General features: G+C 44.8%; 10 protein-coding genes. 3 read left to right on the top strand and 7 right to left on the bottom strand.

The window, feature by feature from the left end; all coding sequences use genetic code 11:
• Window positions 1-4 precede the first annotated feature (4 nt).
• The 7 genes from J7623_RS14350 to J7623_RS14320 form a co-directional block, all read right to left on the bottom strand.
• The gene (locus tag J7623_RS14350; RefSeq protein ID WP_291921116.1) at window positions 5-1,267 is read right to left on the bottom strand and encodes a TolC family protein; all 1,263 of its coding nucleotides are present in this window, start codon (window positions 1,265-1,267) and stop codon (window positions 5-7) included.
• Window positions 1,251-4,361: a CusA/CzcA family heavy metal efflux RND transporter gene (locus tag J7623_RS14345; protein WP_291921113.1), complete on the bottom strand. Its 3,111-nt coding sequence runs from the start codon at window positions 4,359-4,361 to the stop codon at window positions 1,251-1,253. Before J7623_RS14345 ends, J7623_RS14350 begins: the two co-directional genes overlap by 17 nt.
• 26 nt (window positions 4,362-4,387) lie before the next feature.
• Window positions 4,388-5,494: an efflux RND transporter periplasmic adaptor subunit gene (locus tag J7623_RS14340; RefSeq protein WP_291921111.1), complete on the bottom strand. Its 1,107-nt coding sequence runs from the start codon at window positions 5,492-5,494 to the stop codon at window positions 4,388-4,390.
• 36 nt (window positions 5,495-5,530) lie between these two features.
• Window positions 5,531-6,262: a DUF4397 domain-containing protein gene (locus J7623_RS14335; protein ID WP_291921109.1), complete on the bottom strand. Its 732-nt coding sequence runs from the start codon at window positions 6,260-6,262 to the stop codon at window positions 5,531-5,533.
• Between the two features lie 272 nt (window positions 6,263-6,534).
• Complete coding sequence (locus J7623_RS14330) at window positions 6,535-8,877, bottom strand: hypothetical protein (protein WP_291921107.1); 2,343 nt, start codon at window positions 8,875-8,877, stop codon at window positions 6,535-6,537.
• Window positions 8,878-9,128: 251 nt separating this feature from the next.
• Window positions 9,129-10,115: a FecR family protein gene (locus J7623_RS14325; protein WP_291921105.1), complete on the bottom strand. Its 987-nt coding sequence runs from the start codon at window positions 10,113-10,115 to the stop codon at window positions 9,129-9,131.
• Window positions 10,116-10,183: 68 nt separating this feature from the next.
• Window positions 10,184-10,699, bottom strand: coding sequence for an RNA polymerase sigma-70 factor (locus J7623_RS14320; RefSeq protein ID WP_291921103.1), 516 nt, complete (start codon window positions 10,697-10,699; stop codon window positions 10,184-10,186).
• A 435-nt stretch (window positions 10,700-11,134) separates the two neighbouring features.
• Between J7623_RS14320 and J7623_RS14315 the strand changes: the two genes are divergently transcribed.
• The 3 genes from J7623_RS14315 to J7623_RS14305 all read left to right on the top strand — a co-directional run bounded on the left by J7623_RS14315 (window position 11,135) and on the right by J7623_RS14305 (window position 16,772).
• Entirely contained in the window at window positions 11,135-11,740 is a 606-nt protein-coding gene (locus tag J7623_RS14315; RefSeq protein ID WP_291921100.1) for an RNA polymerase sigma factor, read from the top strand.
• A gap of 64 nt (window positions 11,741-11,804) precedes the next feature.
• A complete protein-coding gene (locus J7623_RS14310; protein WP_291921098.1) occupies window positions 11,805-13,025 on the top strand; it encodes a FecR family protein in 1,221 nt (406 codons plus the stop codon).
• Window positions 13,026-13,235: 210 nt separating this feature from the next.
• Complete coding sequence (locus tag J7623_RS14305) at window positions 13,236-16,772, top strand: SusC/RagA family TonB-linked outer membrane protein (RefSeq protein ID WP_291921096.1); 3,537 nt, start codon at window positions 13,236-13,238, stop codon at window positions 16,770-16,772.
• Window positions 16,773-16,776 lie beyond the last annotated feature (4 nt).

The raw sequence follows: 16,776 nt of genomic DNA, 5'->3' as shown, positions 1-16,776 counted from the left end.
TTGTTTATAAGTTAATATCCCAAATTCCGGTAGACCTTTCCACTTCTACCAATGCCGCAGCATAGCCATTTAAAGCCTCATAATAGCTTTGTTGGAGGGTGTTATAAGTACGCTGCGCATTTAATACTTCCAGTAGGTTGATTTCACCAGACCTGTAACTGTATATTTTACCATCCAGGGCTTTCTGCGCGTCTTCAAGGAGTCCGGTATGAAACTGTGTTACCTGTTTGCGGGCAGAGATGTAGTTATAGTAACTGGTTGCCACTTCTGTTTGTACCTGTAATACAGCCTGTTCATAACGTGCCCCGGTTTGTGCTACATTATATTGTGCCGATAGCAATTCCGCCTTTGATCTGCCGGAGAATTTTAATGGAATACTGATACCTGCTGAAACAACATTGGTAGAAGGAGAGGGGGCCACAGTATTTGTGGCACCGCTGTTTTGTGCTACGCCGAAGTTTAATCCCAGGTCTGGCAGCCGGTTGGCCTGGGCAAGCCTCACCATGTTACCGGCTACTTCTTTGTCTTTGCCCGCCGCCAAAATATCGGCCCTGTTGCTCACCGCTGTGGCCATCAGTTCTTTTAAGTTAAACTCGCGGTCAAAGCCGGAACTGGCCACCATCGGATAATAGAGCGTATCAGATGACTTTCCCATCAGCATGCTTAACTGTAACAAAGCGGCCTTGTGGGTTGCTTCACTTTTATACACCGCATTCAACATGTTACCTGCTTCCAGTTTGCTCTGGCGTGCATCTACTGCTTTAATTTCTCCATGAACAAAGCGGATGCTGTCTGTCCGGGCAAACTGCGACATACTCTGGGATGACTCTTTTATCACTTTTAACAGGTTTCCTTGTAATATGGCTTGCAGGTAGGCTAGCGTAGCATCCGCCCGGAGATTACGATAATAATTATCCAATTGTAAAGTGGTTAACTCTAACTGGCTTAAGGCCACTCTGCTCCGGGCTTGTCTTTTATTCCCCAATTCCAGCATCCAGTTTACAGAGGTACTGAATGCATATCCCATCTTCAATCTTTTCTGTCCGTTATCTACCCAGCCAAAGGAAAGGCTGGGGTCGGGGTACATTTTTGCTGCTGCTGCACGGGCGGTTGCCTGGTTAACATTGAACCGCTCTGCCACATAAGCCATGTTATTATTGGTTACCCCCGTTAAGAACCTGTTGTAGGTTAGTGAATCTTTCGTCTGTGCGTTGCCTGCAACGGCCAGTAGCAGCAGTAGCAGGATCTTGTTATATCTTGTTATCATCTGTTGGTTGTTTTTGATAGTCGGCTGCTCCCCACCGGCGCTCAGACAGGTAATACAGCGCTGGTAAAACAAATAATGTAATGACTGTTGCGGCAAGCAGCCCATAAACCACCACTGTAGCCAGTGGGCGCTGAACGTCTGAACCGATGCCGGTAGCCAGCGATGCCGGCAGCAAACCAAGAATGGCTACAGTGGCGGTCATCAGTATAGGTCTAAACCTGTTGACAGCCCCTGTGATTACAGCATCCAGCAATGTAGCGCCCTGTATGCGCAGTTCATTGAAATTGGAAATCATAATCACGCCGTTTTGAATGGCGACGCCAAACAGCGCGATAAATCCAACTGCAGAGGATACATTCAATGTCATACCCCTTACGTTGAGCGCCAGCATACCACCGAATAATGCAAGGGGCACAATACTTAATATCAGACCTGCCTGACGGAAACGACCGAATGCGCCGTAAAGCAGGAAGAACATAAATAAAAGTGTTACCGGTACAACTACTGCCAGCTTTGCGTAAGCGCGGTTTTGATTCTCGAATTGTCCACCCCACACAATACTATATTTACCGTGATCATAGGTAATGTCTTTCTCAATGGTGCTTCTGGCCTTGTCCATGAAAGACGAGAGGTCTACATTTCTTAGATTCAGTTTCACCGTTAAATGCCTTTTGTTCATTTCCCTCGTGATGGTACTTTCGCCGGTAGTAGTGCTGATAGAGGCCACCTGAGATAATGGAATCCTTGCCCCTGTTGGCGTTGCCAGCATCAGATTAGCAATTTTGTCTGGTGTGTTCCGGCTTTCCTCTTTATACCTGCAGGTAATATCATACACTTTGTTACCTGTGAAAAGTTGGGAAACCGGCTTGCCACCAATGGCCACCTCTATTAATTCTGATACCGTGCTTACATTAAGGCCGTATTGCGCCAGCGCTGCCCGGTCGATTTTAATTTGTAACTGCGGCAAAGGAGGTTCCTGGTCGATAGAAAGATCTACGGCTCCCGGAATTTTTTTCAATGTCTGAAGCACCTGTTCCGCGATCCGCCTGGTTTCGGCAAAGTCATCTCCGTAAATCTTAGCCACCAGCTCACTATGGGCGCCGGATATTCTGTCCATCACGTTGTCAATCATCGGTTGACTAAAGCCAACCGTATAACCCGGCATTGCCGCATAGTCAGCCATCAGTTCATCAATTAAGTTGGCCTTTGTTTTTCCTTTAGGCCATTCGCTATATGATTTAAGTCCTATTGAGCATTCAAAATGGGAGGCCGACCAGGGATCTGTTCCATCGTCATTTCTGCCGGCATGCACCATCATATAGGTGATCTCCCTATGTTTCATAGTCACACTTCGTAATGAATCACTCATCTCTTTGGATTTCTGCAGCGATATACCCGTAGGCAACTGCACTTGCAACCAGATAGACCCTTCATCCAGTGAAGGAAGAAAATCCTTTCCTACGGTTACAGAAAGTATGGCGGCGCTAATTAGTACAACAGCCAGGGGAAACAGCACCCTTTTAGGCGTTTGCATAATTTTTTTTATGCTTGCCAGGTACCTTGCCGATAATTTTTCCAGCCATTTGTTATGATATAACTTTTGTGGCTTACGATAAACTGTGTAAGCCAGCCCCGGTATTAATAACATGGCGACAACCAAAGCGCCGAGGAGAGCAAAACTTACCGTAAATGCCATTGGTGTGAACAGCTTACGCTCTACCCGTTCAAATGCGAATAGCGGCAGGTAGGCTGTGATGATAATAATGGTAGCAAATAGTACGGGTTTGCCGACGAGTGCCGCCCGCTGAGCTATGGAAAGCTCTTCCAACGGCGCTTCCTCGTTTTCTTCTCTTTTTTTCAGGATAGTTTCCATCATTACAATTGCGCCATCAACAATAATCCCGAAGTCAACAGCACCCAACGACAGAAGATTAGCAGGGATGTTGGTGAAGTACATCAGTATAAAAGCAATCAGTAATGCCAAAGGGATCGTAATAGCTACAATCAGTGCACCGCGCCAGCTACCGAGGAATACAATCAGGACTATAATCACCAGCATCATACCTTCTATTAAGGTATGGGAAACGGTACTCAAGGTGGTGTTGACAAGATCCGTTCTGTCCATATAAGGTCGTATATGGACTCCTTCGGGTAACAGCTTATTATTAAGTTCGTCGATGGCATTGTGAACTCCCCGGAGTACCAATGAAGGATTCTGACCCTTCAGTAATTGTACAACTCCTTCGATACTCTCATTATAATCTACTTCCCGGTCTGTAAAGCCCAGGATACTTTTTCGCTCCAGGTTACCGTATTTGAGTTCTCCTACATCTTTTAGAAGGATTGGAACACCATTATTTGTTTTGATGACCAGGTCGCCCAGTCCATCCAGTGTTTTTACCAGCCCGATACCACGGATTACATAACCGAGATCTCCCTGGTTTAAGATGCTTCCGCCTGCATTGGCATTATTATTATTAATGGAGGCCTGAATGTCGCCAAGGGTCAGTTGGTACTGTTCCAGTTTTGCCGGATCCAGCTCCACCTGGTACTGCGTGGTGATACCTCCGAAGTTGGTGACATTTGTAACGCCTGCTTCCTGTTTCAGGCGGGGTACAATTACCCAGTTTTGCAGATCGGTAAGTTCCCGCAAGCCGTGACCTTTACTTTCGATCACATACCTATAAATTTCACCAATAGGTGAGGTCAATGGGTCCATTCCCGGTTTGGCATTGTAGGGAAGATTTAAGGCATTCAATCGTTCGTTGATGCGTTGCCGTGCCCAGTAGTCTTCGTACCCATCCTGGAATACTACGGTCACAATTGATAAACCGAAAGTGCTTTTACTGCGCATCACGCTCATGCCGGGAAGCCCATTCAGTACCCTTTCTACTGGAACGGTAATTTGTTGCTCCACTTCCTCTGCTGCCAGACCCGGCACCTGGGTGATAATTTGGGCACTTACATCTGCTATATCAGGATATGCTTCGATAGACAATTGTTTCCACGAATAATAGCCAAACAATGCCAGCAATGTGAAAAAGCCAACCAGTAACCATCTTTTTTTGATGGTTATAAAAATCAAATTCATCATCTTGTTCTAGTATTTGTATGTAATTGCTATCTGGCATCCAGCAGGTAGTAGGCGCCATCGCTGATAATGGTATCGTTTTTTGCGAGTCCTGCTTTGACAACTATTTTGTTGTTCTGGAGTCCGTTTGTTTTGATGATCTGTCTTACATACATGTTGGCGGCTATTTGCCGGAAAACAAACGAGGTATTACTTTGCTGCAGTACAGATTGTGGTGCGACCAGGATCGTTGGCTGTGGTGTGTTCTCAAAGTTTACAGTTACAAACATACCGGGCTTAAGCAGGTGGTCTGGATTTTCACATTCCATCAGTACTTCCACACTGCGCGAATTTTCTTCGATTAATTCATTGATATGGAAAATTTTTCCGGTTATGATTTTGCCCGGTAACCCGGCAATAGTGATCTGGGATTGATTGATCTGGGGAACGGCACTGATATCTTTTTCCTTCACATGACCAGCTACCCAGACTTTAGATAATTCAGCGACGGCAGCAACACTGGCGCCGTCGCTTTTTACCATCTGTCCCACCACTACCTTATTTTCTATTACTTCTCCTGCAATAGGTGCATAAATGACCAAAGGCTGTCCAAGCACCAGTTTATCAGGGTCGGCTTTATATAACCGGATACTTAACCTGGCACTTTCAAATTCTTTTTTCTCCACATCATAACTCATTTGCGCTTCCTCCAGTTCCTTCTGAACACCGACTCCATTGGCTACCAGGTTGCGTTGGCGATTTAATTTTTTTTCTGCCAGTGCCAGCTGTTCTTTTGCCTGGAAAAAAGCTTTTTGTGCGATGATGAAGTCAGGTGAATTCATTTCAAACAGGGGAGTAGCAGGTGTTACATTCATTCCCAGTTTCAAATAGGCCGCAGTGATTCTGCCTGAAAAGGTCGGCGCTATTTCGGCATATTGATTAGGAATCATTTTTACCTGTCCAACTGCCGGCATTTGCTGGGCCAGCAACTGCGTATTGAGTGTGTCGATATGTATTTTTTTTGCCAGCGCGGACCCTGGATTAATAATCACCGTATCGCCATGTAATTCACAACTCACCGCAGTTTTGGGAGGAGTTCTTTGTGTACAGGATGCCAGTAATAAAGTACCGTAGAAAAATATCTGTATTTGTTTCATTATGCCGTTGTTAAGAGTAGTGAGTGGGTGATGTAGCTATTTATGCATCCACAGTTGCAGGCCGATGGCTGCATCCGATGAACCATTATTAACGCCTTTCAGGAATAAGGTGTATGTTTTTTGCCCGCTCAACTCCAGGGAAGGAATATCCAGCAATGTAACTATCTTATTACCCACCATTGTTTTTACTTTTACCCGGAATTTGCCCGTGATAATAGTTTTGAATGGAGCAAGTGCAGTAACATCAGGACTGTTACCAATGTACGCGCCTGCTTTTACCAGGCGGATACTGTCGTTCCCGCTAAAGACGTCGATGTCTACAGGAGGGGTATTGGGGGAAAGATGAAGAAAGCGGATATTTGCTTTTGTTGTGCCGGGATTGCTTATCATATCTTTTAATATCACGAACTTCACCTTGTTATTCGTAAGTGTATCGTAAATAAATAAACTGTAAGCAGCACCGTTTTCAAAACTGAACTTGCCATTTGCTACGACATTGCTTCCCATGGATAGTTTAATAGGAAGGTCTTTCCCGGCTTCCAGCCTGCCATATGAATTTAGAGATGACAGGTAAGTAGTTTTTTGCTGATATTTTTTTTCATTTACATTAATAGTTACTTCTGCTGTTTTGGGGGATGCATGTATCACCTGCAGGAACGTGGCTGCCGGTACCGGTGTATTTTCGGATTTCTTCTGGCATGCGGTAATTGACAGGCCAGCCACTGTCAGTAAAGCTGCTACTTTTAACGTACTTGTTGTTTTGCTCATTTCTGTTAGGTTTAATTTTGAAGATGTGAATGATGTTATTCAATGCTTATAACATGAATGAAATCTATCTTCCTATTGCTCATCAGGACGAAACAAGTGCTTTAACAATTAATTAGGTAAACGGGGCGGCGAGTAGAGGTAAGCAGAAAGCAAATTGGGGGCGCATAAGAACGCCCCCGTGACATGCCATGAGTTACGAGTTTTGGGGTCAACATAACCATATCTATACTAAAGACTGCGATATGGGAAAACTTCCTACGGAATAGAAAAAATTAAAATTTAAAAGAGTACGACAAATAGAAGGTGAGATCAAAAAGGCGACTGCCCGGTACAACTGCATTATAGCTGCTATTATCCGGAATGGCCAGGTCGGGACTGTATTTATTTCGGGCCTGGTAGGCATTATACAATCCTGCAGATATTTTATGTGAGAGTTGCTTGTCTGTCTGAAATGTATAGCTGGCGTTTAAGTTAAGACGATGATATGGTTTTAGCCGTTTGAATTGGTACGTTGTTTCAGTGCTGTCAGGCAGCATTCTGGCGTCTCCTGAACTAAAATACCAAACGGCGTTTAAATCAAGATTTTTAAGGGGACTATAAGTGATAGCAACATTTAGATTATGTCGTCTGTCGTAACGGAATGGATATCTTTTTCCATCATTAATTCCCGGAAATTGCCTGTCGCTGTAGGTAAGGGCATAGGAGAGTTGCAATTGCCATTTGTTAACCTGTTTTCTTGATAGCAGTTCCAGTCCATAGCTACAGCCGTTTCCGGCGAGGATATCTTGTTCCCACAAATCGCCATTATAGAAAATATTTCCCTTTTCTGCGAAGTTGGTAAGGTTTCTCATTACTTTATAATAGGCATCCGCCGACAGATAAAAACCGTTTTTATCATTCAGATTGTATCCTGCATTGATCATGATGCTTTCAACAGGCCTTAGCAACTTCGTGCTGGGCACCCAGAATTCACTGTTGATATCTAATAAGGGGCTGCTAACCTGGTGAAGGTATTGTGCCATTTGCGCGTACGACAAAGTTAACTGCTGTTTTTGATTGATCCGGTATGCTGCAAATAGCCGTGGTTGCAGAGATGGATGGGTATAATCGCGGAATTTGTAGTAAGTAAGATGGAAGCCTGGCCTGATTAATAAGTTTGAACCTATTCGCCATTCATTTTCGAAGTAGGCAGATAACTCCTCGAACCGGAATGGCCGGATAGGCTGATAGTCCCCTGTTTCTTCCAGGAAATCCAATGATATCTGGGTCGTGAATGGTCTGATAGTGGTATGTGCATACCTGCTACCAAACCTGAAACGGACGTTGGGTAACGAATTAAACTCAAACTGGGTCTTTGCTTCCAGTTTTTCAATGGATCCCTTGTTATTAAACACATCGCTTTCCTCCATTTGTTGAGTGCTGTCGTTAAACCAGGTAAATTTAACACCGGCCAGGTTGCTATAATTACTTGCATTTAAAGTAGTACTTACAAATGAACGGGAGCCTAGTAAATGAAGCCAGTTAAGGGTGCCCAGGCGATTGCCCCAACGTTGAATATACTGGACGTCGGGATTATGCAGGTTAAGCCGGTCTTTACCCAGGTAACCTGTAAACATCAGTTTATTATTAGCATTAATGAGATGGGTAAGTTTAAAATGGATATCGTAGAATCGTAACCGGTAGTTGTCGTCGATGATATTCAACAGGGGGTTGGACCAGCTGTGGCGCATGGAAAACATCATGGCAGTGGTGTTTTTAATTAATGGTCCTTCCAGGGAGATGGCACCGGCTAACAGTCCTGCGTTACCTTCTGCGGTCCATTTTTCCATGTTGCCATCACGTGTATTCACTTCCGTAACCGAGGAGATAGCGCCATCGAAACGGCTGGGAAAATCGTTCTTATACTGTCTTATTGATTTAACCAGCGTACTATTAACAATGGAAATTTCTCCCAGTAAATGACTGGGATTGAAAACCTGGTTGCCGTCCAGCAGGAATATACTCTGATCCGGATCTCCTCCTCTGACTACCAGTTTTCCTGTGGTTTCCTGGGTTTCAATGTTACCTGGCATCAGGTATAACGATCTGACAGGATCCGCTTCTCCCAGGAAGTTGTTATACGCGTCTGTCTGATACTTGTCTACCCGGGAGCCGCCGTCTTGCTGGAGGATATTTCCCGCCTCAATTTTTGTTTCCGGGAGTTTGATGGCAGCCACCACAAGATTTTTTTTGACGGCAGATTCAAGCGCTATAATAAAGATCTTTGGAGGAAGATTGGCTGGCTTTACCTCAAGGTAATGTTTGCCCTGCGTAAGCATGATGTTGTAATAGCCAAACCTGTTAGCCTGCGTGACCTGACTGGTTTCTAAATCTTTTACGGTGGCATAAGCTAATGGTTCCTGGCTTCCTTCTTCCATTATATAACCATAAAGTGAATATTTATCTGGCGCTTTTTTTCCTGCAACGGGGAGCAGGATAATTTTGTTGTGTATTTCTTCTATCGTTACTTTTTGTCCGTCTAACAGTCGATGTAGTACAGCCTCAAGGGTGGCACCACCTTCTGTTATGGAAAAAATACTATCCGTATTCAAATGGTTAGTGGAGTATTCGATCACAGTACCACTGAACCGGCTTATTTGGCTTAACAGCTCAGGAATGGTGCCGGTGGCAGCGTGGCAGATAAATGTTTTTTTGATTAGCGGCTGTTGGGCACTGACATATTGCCCACTACAGCAACATAGTATGATGACGATTAGCAGGGAGATGGCGGGACGGTAAATAGCATAACATTCCCATAACGACCGGCGGCCGCCATGGAGTAAGTGTGTGCTATGTCTGCCCCGTCTGACTATAAAACAAATAAAGCTTAGTATAAAATAATGGTATCCTGCTTTTGCCGGTAATGAAGCCCTGTCAGCTTTGTTAATTCGTCTACTACCTGTATCAGGGACTCTTTATTAAAGCTGGCAGTAATAGCTATTTCTCCAATTCCTGACTCCTGCGTACTGTCAATTTTAACAGCAGTACTATAATAAATAGTAAGTGATTCAACGATTTCTTTTAACCGGATGCCGCCAAAACTTAATTCTTCCTCCTGCCATTGCAGGTTCGTGCCGGTAAAGGTTTTCTTGTCGAATGTTTCTCCTGAGAAGAGGGCTTCTTCGTGCGCTGACAGGATACAGCTTTTCTGCGGGTCGTTTCTGTCAGCAAATCGTATTTTGCCTGTAACGACAGCTACTCTTTCGCCTTTAGCTCCTGCATTTACCAGGAATGAAGTACCTAATACAGTGATCAGTCCCTTTTTTGTTTCAATCAGAAAAGGTTGGTCTGCCACGGTCTTTACATCGAAGAATGCTTCACCGGAGAGCTGTATTTTACGTTTATTATCTGTGAATTCTTTAGGAAAGGAGATACTGGCCCCTTTCCGCAGCCATACTTTAGTCCCGTCTGATAGCGTTAAATGCTGGTCAGCTGTTGCTGTAATGGTATTAAATGCCGGCCGGCTTTTGTTAAATAACCACCATCCGCTAAAAATAAAGGACACAATTGCGGCTGCCGCTATTAATTTAAGAAGAGGTCGCATCCGGAAAGTCTTATTTGACGTATTATTAGCGAACTCGTTGTTTAATGTAATCCGGTCGTTGACTTTCGACCAGGCAAAGGTAGTGTCAAATGTATTTTCGGCCGCCCATTCATCTGTTTGTTTCCAGGTATCCAGAAATTGATGGATGTGGTCCTGGTCAGCAGGATGGTTTGACATCCAGTCAGCTATCAGCTTATCATCTGCTTTGGTGGATGTTCCGTGGAGCTTTTTAAGCAATGTGTCGATGATGTGGTTAGGTAATTCTTGCATCTGTTTTTTCTCCCAATAACTAAACATAAATTTTTGTGAAATTCCTACGGCTAATAAAAAAAAATTCATCAGCCACTTTTAACAGAAGCTCTTAATAATTTTAATGCTTTCCAGATTTGGTTATTGACGGTTTTAATGGAAATACCCAAATTGTTGGCTACATCCTGGTTACTGAAATTACCTAGACGGCTTAACAGGAATACTTCTTTGCATTTTAGGGGGAGCTGTTCAATTCCTTTGTTCAGCAGCTCCTTGTAATTCACCTGGTCTCCCTCAGTACTATCAGTACCTGCAGCGGAAAGTTCTTCTTCAACATCTATATTGGTAAGACTATACACGGGTATGCGCTGCTCCCGCTTAATATAAGTAAGGCAGTTGTTTCGAACAGCCGTAAAGAGATAATATTTTATTCCCTGGATCAGCAAAATATCTCTATGACTTTCCCATATTTTTATGAAAACATCCTGCACGATATCTTCACACACCTCTTTGTCTCTTATATAACCATAAGCATATTTGCAAAGCGGGTTGTAATATTGTTCAAATACCAGTCTAAACTGCTTGTAAAGGTTATCCGTGCTCACAAATGAATTTTATAAATATAATAATAGATGCATAAGTACAGTTATAGGTTTGAAAGAAGGCTTAACAATGGTTTCCTTCAATAAATTAAAAACGCGCAACTGCCGGATACCCTCTATTGGGGTGTAAGAAAATGGATATTAGGAACTTGTATGATCCGGTATAACATATCTTTCTCAAAAAAATACTTGTATTACTGACAATAATTTATGATCTTGCCGGCAAGCCTGGCGGCACCTGTTATTTTATAACCGCTGCGCAGTGCTCCTTATCATAAACCAAACCAGTCAGCAACCATTATCAGTCAGGGATCCATCTTTAGAAGTCAGCCAACAACAAAGTTACCTGATGTCGGATAAGCTCCGTTAAAGCAGGCGATCGTTAGCCGCGGAGTGTTATGATCGTTTATTTTGTAAAGCAAATTATATAAAGGGGGGATGCAGTTGATTCAGTCGTTTGAGGATAACCAGCTATACGGGGAAGCAGAATTGCTGCAACGGCTTGCCATAGCAGATGAAGCCGCATTTTCTGTTGTTTTTAAAAGATATTATGGGGTACTATGTGCTTTGGCACAGAAAATAATCCAGGGTGTGGCCGAACCGGAAGACGTGGTGAACGAAGTATTCCTGAAATTATGGAACAGGAACCAGGTATTTGAAGATCTCAGGCACCTGAAGCAATTTTTATATAAATCGACCCGCAACGCCTGTTTTGATGCCATTAAACGCTCCATCCACAGCAAAGAGCGGCAGGCTGTTTTCCAGGGAGCCCAGGACAGCTGGGAAGCTGCGGCTGATCTTGAGATGATCCGCATGGAGGTATTCAATGAACTTTACAGGGAAATCAACCAACTGCCCGAACAATGCGGCAAAATTATTCGCATGGGATATATTGATGGTATGAAGAATGAGGAAATTGCCCGCGAACTGGGGTTATCGGTACAAACCGTGAAAAACCAGAAAACCCGGGGCGTTATGTTACTGAAGCGCCGTCTGCCTCCCGAAATCTTTATGTTCCTGCTGCTGGTATCTGCGCACCAATAAATTTTTTTTTTAAGGTTTTGGTACTACTTCATTTTCGCGTCGTACTAGTGTAAAGTACAGCCCGATGATGGACGAACCAATGCCTGATGCTCTGTATGTAGCGGAGCTGCTCCATAAGCATGTAAAGGGAACTATTACAGCAGAAGAATCTGTGGTACTCCAAACCTGGGCTGCTGGTAACGATCAACGCCGGCAATTACTGGAAGATGTTAATGATGCAGAAGTTCAGCAGGCGGCTATAAAGCTCATTGCCAGCTATAACGAGCAGGAAGCGCTGGAGCGTTTCATGGCCAGCCATGTTTATAAAGACCAACCTGTTTTGCATGAGCGGGTGTACCCGTTGCGGCCATGGAAGTGGATTGCCGCCGCAGTAATAACGTTGCTGGCAGTTGCCGGATACCTGTTTGTGTCGCCACCGCGGCATCCCGTTCAACTGGCCAATAATCATGTTAAGGTACCTGATATAGCGCCGGGAAAAAATGGCGCGATCCTGAAGCTGGCCGATGGCTCCAGCATTGCATTGGATAGCCTCGCTAACGGGGTAGTAGCTACGCAGAACGGAGCGCAGATCGTGCTTAACAACGGTGCGTTGATATATGATGCGGATAAAAAAGCAAACAGTGAAACTGCCTATAACATAATTATGACCCCCAATGGTCGCCAGTTCCGGGTAAGTCTGCCAGATGGTACGCAGGTATGGTTGAATGCCGCCAGTTCTATCCGCTATCCTACTGCTTTTACTGGCAGGCGCCGGAATGTGGAGATCACAGGGGAAGTTTATTTTGAAGTGGCCCCGGATGCCGGTATGCCATTCTCTGTCACCATATTGAACAATGCACGTATAGATGTATTGGGCACTCATTTCAATGTAAATGCCTATGACAACGAAGACAACCAACACACCACCTTACTGGAGGGTGCGGTAAAAGTAGTATCCCTTAAAGACAACGCTTCCGCGCTTTACCGCAATGGTATTATACTTCAGCCGGGGCAACAACTGCGGATGAAGGAGATTCCCGACATGATCAACCATGTTGATATTGACAAGGTCATGGCCTGGAAAAACGGCTTATTTGATTTTGATGGAATGGATGTGAAATATGCCATGAAACAAATTGCAAGATGGTATGATGTGGAGATCATCTATAGAGATGAAATACCCGATATCAAATTTTATGGAAAGATCAGCCGGAATATAAGCCTGGAAGGCCTTATCAAAGGACTTAGCGGTACCGGCGTACACCTGCATTTAGAAGAAGGTAAAAGACTGGTAGTAACCAAATAAACATCAACATAAAAAAAGTTTATCAAACAGGTTGGCCGGAAATAAAAAAGCCGGAAGCAGTGGAGTGCTTCCGGCGGGTAGTCGGCTGACCTCAATTTTCGGACTAACGAATTTTTTATCAACCAAACCTCGACCAAATTTATGCAAAAAATCGCTCATGTAGAACGAAAGGGATACCTATTGCCGATCCCGATCCAAATAATGCGGATTATGAGAATTACTACCTTCTTTCTTTTCGCATCCTTACTGCACGTTTCCGCAACCTCTTTATCCCAGGCGGTTACAATTTCCGGGAAGGATATGTCACTGAAGAAAATATTTGATGCGGTATACAGACAAACCGGTTACGTGGTGTTCAGCAACGACCGGTTAATGGAACGCGCCATCCCTGTTAGCATTAATGCTAAAGAGATTCCATTACAGGATTTCCTGGAAAATGTATTCAAAAACCAACCATTAACTTTTTCTGTCGACAGCAAAACCATTTTTCTTGCGGAGAAGCCATACCATTATGAGTACGCCGCATTGGCCGATTCTACTGTCATCCCGTTGCTGAAAGGAAAGATCTTGGACTCGACAGGCTTGCCGGTACCAGATGTTACGGTGATGATACGCAACACCAAACTCATAGCAATTACAGACATCCAGGGTGATTTTTCGCTGGCAAATGTTCCGCGCAATGCTACCCTGGTAGCTACAAATATTGCTTACCGCCGCGGAGAGCTGAAACTGGATGGAAGGAATGTAGTGACTTTACGACTCTACCCTGAAGTGAAGAAGCTGGGAGAAGTACAGGTAGTGGTGAACACCGGTTACCAGTCGCTTCCCAAGGAACGTGCTACCGGTTCCTTTGGCGTAGTTACCGGCAAACAACTGGCGCAGGTGCCGGTAGTAAGCATATTGGAAAGGTTGCAGGGCATGGTACCGGGCGTGGAGATTTCTACTAAAACCACTGCGGGTAAAAGCCGCAACGGTTCCGTAAAGATCCGTGGTTTATCCACCATCCGGAGCCAATACACCAGGGTAAGTACGGATCCGTTGCTGGTGATAGACGGGTTTCCTTCGCAGGTATCCATCTCCAATGGTGCACTGGACCTGCTGAACCCCGATGATATAGAGCAGATTACTTTCCTGAAAGACGCAGCCGCTGCTTCCATTTGGGGCATCCAGGCCGCCAATGGCGTAATTGTTATCGTTACAAAAAAAGGTACGCGTAACAGCAAACCGGTATTCAGTTTTTCCACTACCCTCGGTACCAGCAGTAAGCCCACCCTGGGATATGGAGAAATGATGTCGGTGCCTGAGTATATCGACCTGGAAAAAGAACTGCTGGAAAAAGGAATTTATCGTGATCCTGTTCCCGGTAGTACGCCGGGAAGCTACTATCCCCAGAACGGCAGCCAGGTACAGGCCATCTTTTTCAAACAGAAAAGAGGCGAAATAACGATGGAGGAAATGAATGCACAGCTGGCGGCATTGGGAGCCACTGATAACCGCTCCCAGATGGAAAAATACATGATCCAATCGCCTACCACGCGGCAGTATAATTTTTCTGTTTCAGGTGGAGGAGTAAGCAGCTCTTATTTCCTGTCGGGTTATTTTTATAAAGAAGATCGTGTTTACAGGAGCAACACCAACAAGGGATATTCTTTGAAAGCCGGTAATACTTCCAGTTTGTTCGATGGCCGTGTTTCCATTACTACGGATCTTACAATAGGGAATACCAGGGATAAAATAAACAACGCAGCTGTCAATGCTATGAGCGTTGGCACGGGAGGTATGCGGCCTTATGATATGCTTAAAGATGCTGCGGGTAACAATATTTATTATGACCTGTCACTGGTCCCCTCGGCGGCCCGGTACCTCGAGGGCAAAGGCTATCTTCCTTTCGGTTATTCGCCTATCGACGAATTGCAGTACTCCAACAGTTACAACACCGCTAATAACGTAGCCCTGAACCTGGCAGTAAACGGCAATATCACCTCCTGGTTGGGTGTGAGTGTTTCCGGTAATATAGGCAGGATGTTTTCCGACTATGAACAGTATTGGGAGCCAGACAGCTACAATGCCAGGATGCTGGTGAACAATGCTACCAGCCTGAATGCTGCCGGATCCCGCGTATATGGCGTTCCTCCGGGTGGCAGGCTGGATCTCAGCAATGGCCAGGGAAAAAGTTATAACCTCCGTGGCCAGGTAACCGTGAACAAGAACTGGAAAGAAAAACACCAGTTGAATTTACTCCTGGGTAATGAGATCCGGGAATCCTATACGAAAAGCAGTGGTGAGTTGCGCTATGGTTACGATAAATCTATCAATGTTTTCCGTACTGTAAACCCTTCGCTGGGCTACAAAGATATTAATGGAATTACACAGAATATTGGCGCCACCAGCAGGCCGATTACGGAAAAGACCACCCGGTCGTTGTCTTACTACGCCAATGGCTCCTATACCTTCCTGAACAAATATACTGTTTCGGGAAGCGCAAGGTTCGACGATTATAACCTGCTGGGAGTTGAACGCCGCAAAAGAGCAATTCCTTTGTGGTCGGCGGGTCTGAAATGGAATATAGGTAAGGAAGACTTCCTGCGGAACCTTACCTGGATAGATCAACTGGCTGCACGCTTTACTTATGGCTTTAGCGGAAACGCTCCACAGGGCTATGCTCCGGTGACTACTATTAGCATAATAGGCGCCGACCTGGTTACCAATTATCCCTATGCGCTGATCGATAAACCTGCTGTTGCCAACCTGGGATGGGAAAAAACCAGGATGATTAACTGGGGCCTCGATTTCGGTTTCTTTAACAACCGCTTGTTCGGATCTGCTGAATATTACAGGAAGCATACAACGGATATCATCTGGGAATTACCTATCAATGGCACTTATGGCTTTACAAGCACTTCATTTAATACGGCTAACCTGGAAGGACATGGAGTAGACCTGGGTATTAATGTTGTGCCCATCCTGACCAGGAACTGGAGATGGACTGCTACCATGAATATGTCTTACAATACAAATATTATCAAAGACGTCCGCTTCGAAAAACCAACTACCTCTTTTGCACCGGAGTACCTGTATTCAGGTTACCCGGTAGATTACCTGTTCACCTACGCCTGGGCAGGATTGGATAATACCGGTCAATCCCTGATATATAACGGTAAGGATCGTACGAAAAAATATACCGTATTGGAGTATCCTTTTGAAAACGTGCGGGTATACTCCGGGCGTACCACTTCGCCCTGGTTCGGAAGTTTCAGTCATTCCGTTCAATATAAAGGCTTTGATCTGAATGTACAGTTTCAATGCGCCTTCGGGGGTGTTTTCCTGAAACCATCTATACAGGATGTAGGGTTTAGCAATAATTATTTTGCAGGCAGGAACGGCGGTCTCGCCAACCGTTGGAGAAAGCCGGGTGACGAAGCTTTCACAAATGTCCCCGGCCTGTCGTTCGGCCCCAACACCGTTTACTATACCAGCACTGCCAGGTACCAGGAATCAGATCTGTTAGTCAGGAGCCGTAGTAATATTAAGTTGCAACAGGTGATGCTGTCGTATAATATTCCTGCTTCGCTGTTGGGGAAAGCGGGTATAAAAAGCCTGACTGTTTCAGCGCTGGCCCGTAACCTGGGTATGATCTGGGCTGCCAATAAAGAGAAGCTGGATCCTGACTACCTCTATGTTACGGGAAATAACTACCAGCTTCCTCCATTAACAAATTATTCTTTCAGAGTTGCATTGAGTTTCTAATTTA

This window comes from Chitinophaga sp. (assembly GCF_017745275.1).
Classification (GTDB): Bacteria; Bacteroidota; Bacteroidia; order Chitinophagales; family Chitinophagaceae; genus Chitinophaga.
The sequence above is the reverse complement of the archived record's forward strand: the minus strand, read 5'-3'. Positions and strand labels throughout refer to the sequence as shown.